This is a genomic window from Actinomycetospora aurantiaca, from assembly GCF_037401875.1.
GTDB lineage: Bacteria > Actinomycetota > Actinomycetes > Mycobacteriales > Pseudonocardiaceae > Actinomycetospora > Actinomycetospora aurantiaca.
Window position 1 is genome coordinate 64,448 of record NZ_JBBEGN010000023.1, and the last position, 11,207, is coordinate 75,654.

The window sequence follows — 11,207 nt, forward strand, 5'->3', positions numbered from 1 at the left end:
GAGTCAGGCGATGTCGCCCTCGGTGCAGTCGCCGGCCTGCTCCACGTAGCGCACGAGTGCGGCCGTGGTGCGCTCGATGTGCTCACGGAGGGCGCGGGTCGCGCCGGCCTCGTCGCGGGCGACGGTGAGATCGGCGATGGCCCGGTGCTCCGCGGCGATGTCCCGGGTGTCGTCGCGGGCGAACTCCGCCGACCAGTGCCGGTAGAGCTCGGCGCGGTCGCGGAGGCCGGTCGCGACGGCCTCCAGCCGGGCGCTGCCACAGCCCGCGAGCAGCGCGTTGTGGAAATTGCGGTGGACCACCGTGAACCGCGGGGAGACGTGCCCGTCGGCGGTCGCCACGGGAGTGTGGGCCAGCTCGTGGTGCGCCGCGAGGACGGACGACTCCCAGGCGAGGTCGCCGACCTTGATCGACTCGGCGAGCGCCAGGGTCTCGATCAGGACGCGGGCGCGCGTCAGGTCCCGGAGGTCGTCGACCGTGAGCGTCGCGACCGCGAAGCCGCGCTGGGGCGTCGCCTCGAGCAGGCCTTCGCCGGCGAGACGCGTGACCGCCTCCCGCACGACGGACAGGCTGACGCCGAACCGTGCCGCCAGCTCGTTGATCTTGAGCTTGCTCCCGGGAGCGAGCTGTCCGCCCAGTAGGGCGACGCGGATCCGGTCGTACACCTCCTGGCTCCTCGTGGGCTTGACGGAGGTGTCGGCCATGCCGTGAGTCTAGGTGCGCACGTCGGAGACGTAGGCAAGGTCAAAATCGATTTTCTGTTGACACGACGATTTTCAGCCCGCACAGTGTGGTGCACGTCATCCGCTCGCCTCTCCCGCGAGCCGAGGCCGCGGACCGCTCCCGGCCCTCTCCGTCCGTCCCGAGCAAGGAGGCTCCCGTGACCGACCTCCGCGTCCCCGTCCTCGTTGTCGGCGGTGGTGTCGCCGGCCTGAGCGCCTCCATGGTGCTGAGCTCACTCGGCGTCGAATCGCTGGTGGTCAGCTCGTGGCCGACCACGTCGTCGCTGCCGAAGGCCCACGTGATCGGTCAGCGGACGATGGAGATCTTCACCGAGGTCGGTGTGGGTCCCGAGATCGAGGAGCGCAGCACTCCGGCGGCGAACATGCGGGGGATCGCGTGGTATGCGGGCCTGGCCGGCCCGCACGACGACCACGGTCGCAAGCTGGCGCAGCTCGACGCATGGGGCGCCGGCTACACCGACCCCGACTACGTGGCGGCGAGTGCGTCCCGCACCTGCAACCTGCCGCAGATCCGGCTCGAGCCGGTGCTCAAGCGGCACGCCGAGATGCTCGATCCGGACGGGGTCCGGTTCCACCACGAGCTGGTCGACCTGACCCAGGACGACGACGGCGTGACGGCGACCGTTCGCGACCGGACCGCCGGCACGACGTACACCGTGCGCGCCGACTACGTCATCGCCGCCGACGGGGGCCGCACGGTCGGCGGGCTGCTCGGAGTGGGGATGACCGGGCCGCGCGACATCATGAAGATGGTCTCGGTCCACATGGCTGCCGACCTGTCCCCGTGGGCGACCGACGACGACGTGCTGATCCGCTGGCTGATCAACCCCGCGTTCGGTGGCGCGTGGAGCGGCGTGCTCGTGCCGATGGGACCGGAGCGCTGGGGCCCGGCGTCGGAGGAGTGGGTCTTCCACATGCAGTACGCCACCGACGACCCGGAGGCCATGCAGGAGGAGAAGGTGCTGGCGCGGATGCGCGCCACGATGGGGCTCCCGCCGGAGCTGGACGTCTCGGTGCTCCGGATCAGCCAGTGGGTGATGGAGGGGGTCATCGCCGACCGGTTCCGGGTCGGACGTGTGTTCCTCGCCGGCGACGCGGCGCACCGTCACCCGCCCACCGGCGGTCTCGGGATGAACTCGGCAGTCCACGACGTCCACAACCTGGGCTGGAAGATCGCCGCGGTCCTGGCCGGGCGCGCCGGTGACGGGCTGCTCGACACCTACGAGGTCGAGCGGAAGCCCGTGGACCAGCAGAACATCGACAGCGCGATCGCCAGCGCGATGAACCACTTCGCGATCACCGAGGCGCTCAACCTGTCGGCGGAGAAGGCCCCGGAGGAGAACTGGGCCGAGCTGGCCCCGCTGTTGCACGACCTGCCGGGGTCCGCGACCAGACGGCACGCGCTGAACCGGGCGATCGGCGCCCAGACCATGGAGTACCGCCACCACAACGTCGAGTTCGGCTACCGCTACGAGTCCACGGCGGTCGTCCCGGACGGGAGCCCCACCCCCGCGCCGCTCGACCCGGTCCGCCTCTACGAGCCGGGCACCCGGCCGGGCGACCCCATGCCGCACGCCGTCGTCGAGCGCGAGGGCGAGCGTGTCGCCCTCGGCAGCCTCGTCCGGGGCGGGCGCTTCCTGGTGCTCGCGGGCGAGGAGGGCCACGCCTGGGTCGAGGCCGCCACCAAGCTCGCCGTCGAGAACGACCTGCCGTTGGCCGCCGGCACGGTCGGTGTCCTCGACTCGGACCTGGTCGACGTGCGCTGTGCCTGGCTCAAGCATCGCGGGATCGCCCCGGCGGGGGTCGTCGTCGTGCGTCCCGACCGGTACGTCGCGTACCGCTCCGTCGGCGGGGTCGCGGACCCGTACACGGCGCTGCGGGACGCGCTGTCCCAGGTGCTGTCCACCGGTCTGCGCTGACGCGCACCCCCGTACCGAGGAGAAGCCATGCGCATCGCCAATCTCGCCGGACGACTCGTCCTGGTCACCGCCGGCGGGGCCGTCGACATCGACGAGGCCAGCGGGGGCCGGTTCGGGCCCGACCCGTCGGCCGTGTACCGCGAGTGGGACGCCTTCGTCGCCTGGGCGGCCTCGGCGCCGCTCCCCGCCGGACGGACGTTCGACGAGGCCTCGCTGGGCGCGCCGGTGACCGAGCCCGGCCAGGTGTTCGCCATCGGGCTCAACTACCGCGGGCACGCCGCCGAGAGCGGGGTCGAGGTCCCCGTCGAGCCACCCGTGTTCACCAAGTTCCGCACCTCGCTCACCGGCCCGCGCGGCGACCTCGAGCTCCCCACCGACACCGTCGACTGGGAGGCCGAACTGGTCGTCGTCATCGGCCGGGAGGCCCGCCGTGTCGCTGCCGAGGACGCGTGGGCGTACGTCGCCGGGCTCACCCTCGGGCAGGACTACTCCGAGCGGACCCGGCAGCTCGTCGCGCCCGCGCCGCAGTTCAGCCTGGCCAAGTCGTTCCCGGGGTTCTCCCCGATCGGGCCCGTCGTCGTCACCCCCGACGAGCTCGCCGACCCGATGGACCTGGAGATCGGCTGCGCCGTCAACGGCGAGCAGGTCCAGAAGGCCCGCACCAGCGACCTCGTGTTCTCGGTCCCGGAGCTCGTCGAGCGCCTCTCGGCCGTCCTGCCGCTGCAGCCGGGCGACCTGATCTTCACCGGCACCCCCGGCGGCGTCGGCGGGGGTCGGAGCCCGCAGCGGTTCCTGCGCGTGGGCGAGGAGGTCTCGACCTGGGCCGAGGGGATCGGAGAACTGCGCCAGCGGTGCGTCCCCGGCACCCCGTACACCACCGCTTCCGCCTCCTAGAGAGGGAGAGACATGCCCGAGGCGTACATCGTCGGTGCCCTGAGGACCCCGGTCGGCCGGCGGCGGGGCGGGCTGGCAGAGGTCCATCCGGCCGACCTCGCGGCGCACGTCATCCGCGAGGTCGTCGGCCGCAGCGGCGTCGACCCGGAGGCCGTCGACGACGTCATCCTCGGCTGCCTCGACCAGCTCGGTTCGCAGGCCGGTGACGTCGCGCGGACCGCCGCCCTGGTCGCCGGGCTGCCGGAGTCGGTCCCGGGCGTCACGATCGACCGGCAGTGCGGCTCCTCCCAGCAGGCCGTCCACTTCGCCGCCCAGGCCGTGATGAGCGGGACCGCGGACCTCGTGGTGGCGGGCGGTGTGCAGCAGATGAGCCAGTTCCCGCTGCTCTGCGCCTTCGGTGCGGGGGAGCCCTTCGGGTCGAGCGATCCCTGGAGCGGGTCGCCCGGGTGGCGGGCCCGGTTCGGCGACGAGGAGATCTCGCAGTTCCGGGCCGGCGAGATCATCGCCCGGCAGTGGGGCATCTCGCGCGAGCGGATGGAGGCCTACGCGCTGGAGAGCCACCGGCGGGCGGCGGCGGCCCAGGACGCCGGCGCGTTCGACCGCGAGATCGTGCCCCTGCCGGGAGCCTCGGTCGACGAGTGCCCGCGGCGGGACACGAGCGCGGAGAAGATGGCCGGGCTGCCCACGCTCGTCGAGGGCGGTCGGCTGACGGCGGGGGTGTCGAGCCAGATCGCCGACGGCGCCGCCGCGCTCCTCCTGGCCTCCGAGCAGGCGGTCCGCGACCACGGCCTCACCCCGCGGGCCCGGGTCCACCACCTCACCGTGCTCGGCGCCGACCCGGTGCAGATGCTGACGGCGCCGATCCCGGCCACGGCCCGGGCGCTGAAGCGGACCGGCCTGGCCATCGACGACCTCGACGTGATGGAGGTGAACGAGGCCTTCGCGAGCGTGATCCTGGCCTGGCTGGACGACGTGGGCGCGGACCCGGCCCGCGTGAACCCGAACGGCGGCGCCATCGCGCTCGGCCACCCCCTCGGCGCGACCGGCGCACGGCTGATGACGACGATGCTCCACGAGCTGGAGCGTCGGGACGGGCGCTTCGGGCTGCAGACGATGTGCGAGGGCGGCGGCCAGGCCAACGTGACGATCATCGAGCGTCTCGCCTGATGATCACCACGTCGGAGATCGTCGAGGAGCTTCGCTCGGTGCCGACCATCGGCGCGCTCCTGGCGTTGCGGTGCGGCGAGCACGCGGACGAGCCGTTCCTCGTGTGGCGGGACGAGGTCACCACGTACGCGGAGTTCGACGAGGACGTCGCACGTGTGGCCGCCGCCCTGGTCGAGCTCGGGGTCGGGCGGGCCGACCGGGTCGCGGTCATGATGGCGAACTGTCCCGACTGGCTCGCGCTGTGGTTCGCGGTGGTGCGGCTGGGCGCCGTGGTCGTTCCGATCAACACCGCGCACAAGAGCGCCGGACTCCGCTACCTGCTGGACCACTGCCGACCGTCGGTCCTCGTGCTCGACCCCGAACGCGTGGTCCACCTCGACGAGGCGCAGCCGGAGCACCGGCCCGGGCACGTCCTGACGTCCGTGCCGCGCTCGACGACGACGCCGCCGCCCGAGCCCGCGGACCTCGGGCTGCACTCGCCCGCCGCGATCCTCTACACCTCCGGGACCACCGGACCGCCCAAGGGCTGCCTGCTGCCCCACGGCCAGTACCTCGCCGCGAGCTTCCTCCACGCGGACGCGTGCGGGTACGACGAACACGCCGTGATCTACACCTGTCTGCCGCTGTTCCACATCAACGCGCAGAACTACACGGTCCTCTCGGCCCTCGCGGCAGGCGGGACGGTGGCGCTGGACGACCGCTTCAGCGCGTCGCGGTTCTGGGACCGCCTGACCGAGGTCGGTGCGACCGCGTTCAACTTCATCGGGTCCATGGCCGTGTCGCTGTGGAACCAGCCCGTGCGTGAGTCCGAGGGGAAGCACTCCGCCCGGGTGGCCTTCGGGGTCCCGCTCGCGCCGGAGGTGTGGGAGTCCTGGGAGAAACGGTTCGGGGTGCGGGTCGTCTACACCTACGGGATGACCGAGAACGCCCTCCCTGCCATCGTCGACGCCCGCGAGACCCCGGTCCCCGCTGGGCGCCGGGGTTCCTCCGGACGGGCGAGCCCGACCAGCGAGATCGTCATCGCCGACGAGCACGACCGTCCCCTTCCCGCGGGCGAGGTCGGGCAGATTCTCACCCGGACGACGATCCCGTGGACGATGATGACGGAGTACCTCGACCAGCCCGGTGCGACGGTCGAGGCCTTCCGCAACGGCTGGTTCCACACCGGCGATCTCGGCTACCTGGACGCGGACGGCTATCTGTTCTTCGTCGATCGGCTCAAGGACGCCGTGCGTCGTCGCGGCGAGATGGTGTCGTCCTGGGAGGTCGAGACCGTCGTCTCGCAGTACCCCGGAATCCTGGACTGCGCGATGATCGGCGTCTCGTCGGAGCTGGGGGACGACGACATCCTGGTCGTGCTGGTCACCGAGGACCCCGCGTTCGACCCGGCCCTGCTGGTGGAGTTCTGCGCCGAGCGCCTCGCGCACTTCCAGGTGCCGCGCTACGTGCGCCGGGTCGACGATCTGCCGAAAACCCAGACCCAGCGTGTGGAGAAGTACCGGCTCCGACGTGACGGTCTGCTGCCGGGGGACTGGGACGCCGGACCGCGGCGCCCGCCACGACGCGATCCCGATCGACGGTCGGGCTGACACACCCCACGAGGAGAGACGATGTCCGAGACCCTTCCTGTCCCGCAGAGCCGAAAGCCGCGGCCCATCATCGCGCCGAAGCTGCACCACTCGACCTTCCTCACCCTCAAGCTGCACGAGATGGTGGCCTGGTACGAAAAGGTCGCCGGCCTGACGCCCGTGCACTACAGCGACGGTGCCGCGTGGCTGACCAACGACGCGGCGAACCACCGCATCGCCCTGATCGCCCACCCGGCGATCAAGAAGCCGGTGGACAAGCCGACCAGCGCCGGGCTGCACCACACCGCGTTCGAGTACGCGGACTTCGACCAGTGGCTCGACAACTACTCGAGGCTCAAGGACGAGGGGATCACTCCCTTCATGTCTCTCGACCACGGCATGACGATGTCGCTGTACTACGCCGACCCCGAGGGCAACGGGGTGGAGATCCAGATCGACGCCTTCGGCGACTGGGCCAGGTCGACGGAGTGGATGTGGGCGTCGCGCGAGTTCGCCGAGAACCCGGTCGGCAACTTCTTCGACCCGGACCTCGTCGTCGAGGCGCGGGAGAAGGGTCTGTCCATGGCCGAGATCCACCAGGCGGCCCACGCGGGTGACTACCGCCCGGAGAACCCGCCCGCGGATGTCCTGCTGCCCGAGGTCTACTGACGCCGAGACCGGCACCTACGGAAGGAAACGACATGACCGTGGCCAGCGAGACGCCGGTCGACGTCACCGCGAGAATGCTCGAGGCGGCGGACACCGACATCGCGACGTTCTTCTCGATGTTCACCGAGGACTGCGAGTTCCGTCTCGGCAACAACGAGCCCGTGCGAGGCAGGCAGAACATCCAGGAATGGGTGTCGGGCTTCCTCGGCGGCGTCGCGGGTCTGCGACACGTGATCCTCGAGATGTGGTCGGACGGGGACGTGGCCGCGGCCCGTGCCGACGTCACGTACTCCATGCAGAACGGTGCGACGTTCACCCTGCCCGTGGTCACCCGCACCCGGGTGCGCCACGGGCAGGCGTGCGAGTACCTGATCTTCATGGATCCCGGCCCGGTGATCGCCGCGTCGACGTCGTAAGGGCTCGCTGCCGAGCACCGTCCTGACCGCCACTCGACGGACGCCTTACCGCCCACGACTGGTCGAAGCTGAGGTTGATCGGCTGGTAGGGAAGACCGGAGGCGTCCCGGGGTAAGGGGCGCGCCACCGCGGAGTTCGTCCCGCCGAGGGCGCCGTCACCTGGTGTCGTGACGCGGCAACGTGCTCTCGTGAGAACGAAGATGGTGCGCCGTCAGGGACTGGAACCCCGAACCCAGTGCACAAGACTCACGTGGGCCGTGGTGATCCCATGTATGCATTCGTGCTGCTCGCCGACTTGATTGAGATGTGGTGATCTTGTCCGGCAGCCCCTGGACGCCTGCCGTGTCGTGACGTGAGCGGTACCCACACCGGTCCTCTTCGTGAACGCTTCTCGGGCTAGCTCGGCGGTCCCCGGCCGAGATCGTCGGTCGTGGCCGCGCGCTGCCCGCGAGCGACCCAGCGACTTGCCGGGGCGGTGTGTCAGCGTTGGCGTGGCTCTCGGTGGGCGCGAAAGCGGGCGACGGCGTCGATCAGGGCGTGGGCGTGCATCTCGAACAGGGCCGGGAGGTCCACGGAGTCCCCGCCGACCTCGCGAGAGATGAACAGGCCGTCGGCGGCGGCGAGGGCGTAGGCCACCAGCAGTGCGACCTCGTCGGGGAGGAGGTCGGGCGCCAGTTCCTCGACCGCGGCGACGAGTCGCTCCTGAGCGACCTGTCGTACCTGGAGGAACACGGTGCGCGCCCGGGGCTCCTCGGGTCGTCGCTCCAGGGCGAGCATCAGTCCCAGGCGCAGGAAGTCCGGGGACTCGAGGAGGGCCTTGGCCACCCGGGCGGCCATGTCCAACGCACGACTGCGAGCGACGGCGTCCGGGTCGACAGCAGCATTCATCGGCTCGGCGACCTCAGGCAAGCTCATCGCAGACAGCCAGCTGCCGAAGCTGCGCTCGATGACCGCCGCGATCAGTTCGTCCTTGTTCTCGAAGTGCCAGTAGATCGAGCTGGCCGGCAGTCCGGCCCGGGCGCTGACCAGATTGATGCTGGTGCCCTCGTAGCCGCGCTCGCCGGCGATCTCGACCGTCGCGTCGAGGATCCGGCGCTTGGACTCCTCGCCGTTGGCTCGTCGCTGACGGCTGCTGCGTGCGCTGGCCACCACGTCGCCCTCCCTCCTGCCTGGTCGTCGGCCGAGCGTACGGACGCCGCCCCGCGTCATGCCCCTCACAGCCGCTTCCCGTAGTGGACGCTACAGGATTCATGTAGCGTCCACTCCAGGAAGCGATGGGCCGGACGGTGCTTCGAGTGGAGGCAGCAGGCGATGAGCAGCGAGACCGCGACACGGTCGGCGCGCGAGGCGACGCGGGAGGTCGACGTCGCGATCGTGGGGTACGGGCCGGTCGGGGCGACCGCGGCGAACCTGCTGGGCGCCGAGGGGCTCTCGGTGGTGGTGATCGAGCGGGAGCCCTCGATCTACTCCCGGGCCCGCGCGATCTCGACCGACGAGGAGGTGATGCGGGCCTGGCAGCGGACCGGGCTCGCGGACGCCCTCGAGGCCGACATGCTCCCGGAGAAGCCGATCGACTTCGTGGACTCCGACGGGCGGTCGTTCCTCAACTTCACCCCGCGCCCCCGCGGCAACGGACATCCGCCGCAGCTGTTCATCTACCAGCCCGCGGTGGAGGAGACCCTGCGTGGCGGGGTGAAGCGCTACCAGAACGTCGAGGTCTGGCTCGGGCAGGAGTGTTTCCGCATCGTGCAGGGCCCGGAGTCGGTCGAGCTGCTGGTCGCCGACCTGGACGGTGGCGCCTTGCGTCGTCTGCGGGCCCGCTACGTCATCGCCGCCGACGGCGGGTCGAGCCCGACCCGCGCGCAGCTCGGGGTCGGGTTCGAGGGACGCACCTACGAGGACCGCTGGTTGGTCATCGACACCGAGGTCCGTCGGGAATGGCCCGAGCACGACCGGCTGCGTTTCCACTGCGATCCGGAACGACCGGCCGTGGACTGCCCCACCCCACTGGGTCACCACCGCTGGGAGTTCCCCGTGCTCCCCGGGGAGGACGAAGCGGAACTCGCGACGGACGCTTCGGTGTGGTCGCTGCTCGCGGGCCACGGGATCACCGAGGAGCACGTCCGGCTGCTGCGCGCCGTGGTCTACAGCCACCACGTCCGCTTCGCCACCCGGTGGCGCTCGGGGCGGGTGTTCCTCGCCGGCGACGCCGCCCACGTCATGCCGCCCTGGATCGGGGAGGGCATGGCCTCCGGGGTCCGCGACGCGGCCAACCTGTGCTGGAAGCTCGCTGCGGTGCTGCGTGGTGAGCTCCCGGAGACCGCGCTCGAGAGCTACGAGACCGAACGCCAGCCGCACGTCCGCGAGATGACCAGCTGGGCGGTGCGTGCCGGCATGCTCATCACCCAGCGCCGAGCCGCTCTCGCCTCGGTGCGCAACCACGTGTTCCGGGCCGCGATGCGACTGCCCGGCCTCGGGTCCTGGCTGCGCGAGGGGAGCTGGTTCCCCGACCCGCACTACCGCGAGGGGCTGCTCGCACAGGACGCGCACCCAGCGGTCGGCTGGCTGCCGCCGCAGCCCTGGGTCCTCGACGCCGAGGGACGCCGCGCGCGTCTCGACGACGCTCTGGGGCGGGGCTGGGTTCTGCTGCGCCCACCGTCGGAGAACACCCGCCGCGACGAGAGCGCCTGGCTGGACACCGGCGCCCGCCCCGTCGCCCTGCTGCCCGCGGGCAGCGAACCGCGTCCGGGCGCGGTCGTCGACATCGACAACCAGCTCGTGACCTGGATGCACGAGCGCTGTGCGGCCTCGCTGGTGCTCCGGCCCGACGGCTACGTCCACAGCGCCGCGTCCGCCGGGCGCTCGCTCCCCGCACCGCCCTGGGCCCGGCGCGCCGCGTGAGGACGCATCGCCGAGCACTCACCCGTTTCCGGAAGGACCATCCGATGAGCACGCCGACGATGTCGGAGAAGACCCTGTCGCTGACCGTGCGCGGGCCCGGCGGCGGCCGCGGCGAGACCGAGGTCTTCGTCGCCGAGACCGGCGACGGGCCGCCGGTGCTGCTGCTGCACGGCGGCGGTCCCGGGGCCTCCGGCGTGTCGAACTACGTCCGCAACATCGAGGCCCTCGCGGCCGGGCACCGCGTGATCGTGCCGGACCTGCCCGGCTACGGCCGGTCCCGAAAGCACCTCGATCAGTCCGACCCCTTCGGCTACCTCGCCGACGCCGTACGCGGCGTCCTCGACGCCCTCGGCCTGGAGCGGGCCCATCTGGTCGGCAACTCCTACGGCGGGTCGGCCGCGCTGCGCCTGGCCCTCGACACCCCGCACCGGGTCGACCGGCTCGTGCTCATGGGCCCCGGCGGGATCGGCACCACCCGCGCCCTCCCGACGCCGGGCCTGAACGCCCTGCTGAACTACTACCGGGGCACGGGACCTTCCCGGGCCAAGCTCGAGGAGTTCATCCGCGAACACCTCGTGTTCGACCCCTCCACGGTGCCCGCCGAAGCCATCGATGCTCGCTATCAGGCCAGCATCGATCCCGAGGTCGTCGCCGACCCGCCGCTTCGTCGACCGTCGGGCCCCGGTGCGCTGCGCACCCTGTGGCGCATGGACCTCACCCGCGACCGTCGTCTGGCCGAGCTGCACACCCCGACCCTGGTCGTCTGGGGCGCCGAGGACCGCGTCAACCGGCCCTCCGGGGGCACCACGCTGGCGGACACGATGCCGCAGGCGACCCTGCTGCAGTTCGCCCGCACCGGGCACTGGGTCCAGTTCGAACAAGCCACCCTGTTCAACCACGTCGTACGCGGCTTTCTCGACGAAGGGCAGGAC

Annotated in this window: 10 protein-coding genes; 8 read left to right on the forward strand and 2 right to left on the reverse strand. The window is 71.6% G+C overall.

The genetic code is table 11. The annotated features are described in order from the left end of the window. Positions 1-3: 3 nt before the first annotated feature. A complete protein-coding gene (locus WCD74_RS27325) occupies positions 4-702 on the reverse strand; it encodes a GntR family transcriptional regulator (RefSeq protein ID WP_337698067.1) in 699 nt (232 codons plus the stop codon). A 176-nt stretch (positions 703-878) separates the two neighbouring features. Between WCD74_RS27325 and WCD74_RS27330 the strand changes: the two genes are divergently transcribed. The 6 genes from WCD74_RS27330 to WCD74_RS27355 are packed head-to-tail and all read left to right on the forward strand — an operon-like array spanning position 879 to position 7,374. Beyond that, on the forward strand, positions 879-2,660 hold the full coding sequence (locus WCD74_RS27330) for an FAD-dependent monooxygenase (RefSeq protein ID WP_337698068.1): 1,782 nt from the start codon (positions 879-881) through the stop codon (positions 2,658-2,660). Between the two features lie 27 nt (positions 2,661-2,687). After that, on the forward strand, positions 2,688-3,554 hold the full coding sequence (locus WCD74_RS27335) for a fumarylacetoacetate hydrolase family protein (protein ID WP_337698070.1): 867 nt from the start codon (positions 2,688-2,690) through the stop codon (positions 3,552-3,554). A gap of 12 nt (positions 3,555-3,566) precedes the next feature. Next, the gene (locus WCD74_RS27340) at positions 3,567-4,721 is read left to right on the forward strand and encodes an acetyl-CoA C-acetyltransferase (RefSeq protein ID WP_337698071.1); all 1,155 of its coding nucleotides are present in this window, start codon (positions 3,567-3,569) and stop codon (positions 4,719-4,721) included. After that, positions 4,721-6,310, forward strand: a complete 1,590-nt coding sequence (locus WCD74_RS27345; protein WP_337698072.1) for an AMP-binding protein — start codon at positions 4,721-4,723, stop codon at positions 6,308-6,310. The genes WCD74_RS27340 and WCD74_RS27345 overlap by 1 nt, the downstream gene beginning before the upstream one ends. 21 nt (positions 6,311-6,331) lie before the next feature. After that, positions 6,332-6,958 carry a VOC family protein gene (locus WCD74_RS27350; RefSeq protein ID WP_337698073.1) on the forward strand — a complete coding sequence of 209 codons (627 nt, stop codon included), beginning with the start codon at positions 6,332-6,334 and terminating at the stop codon, positions 6,956-6,958. 32 nt (positions 6,959-6,990) lie between these two features. Continuing rightward, complete coding sequence (locus tag WCD74_RS27355) at positions 6,991-7,374, forward strand: nuclear transport factor 2 family protein (RefSeq protein ID WP_337698074.1); 384 nt, start codon at positions 6,991-6,993, stop codon at positions 7,372-7,374. 480 nt (positions 7,375-7,854) lie between these two features. Here the strand turns inward: WCD74_RS27355 and WCD74_RS27360 are convergent, their stop codons facing one another. Continuing rightward, positions 7,855-8,583, reverse strand: coding sequence for a TetR family transcriptional regulator (locus WCD74_RS27360; RefSeq protein WP_337698075.1), 729 nt, complete (start codon positions 8,581-8,583; stop codon positions 7,855-7,857). A 102-nt stretch (positions 8,584-8,685) separates the two neighbouring features. Here WCD74_RS27360 and WCD74_RS27365 point away from each other — a divergent pair, with 102 nt between their 5' ends. Together WCD74_RS27365 and WCD74_RS27370 are read left to right on the forward strand one after the other, a co-directional pair. Then, positions 8,686-10,275: a bifunctional 3-(3-hydroxy-phenyl)propionate/3-hydroxycinnamic acid hydroxylase gene (locus WCD74_RS27365; RefSeq protein WP_337698076.1), complete on the forward strand. Its 1,590-nt coding sequence runs from the start codon at positions 8,686-8,688 to the stop codon at positions 10,273-10,275. Positions 10,276-10,319: 44 nt separating this feature from the next. Then, a partial coding sequence (locus tag WCD74_RS27370) for an alpha/beta fold hydrolase (protein ID WP_337698077.1) occupies positions 10,320-11,207 on the forward strand: 888 nt, incomplete at its 3' end.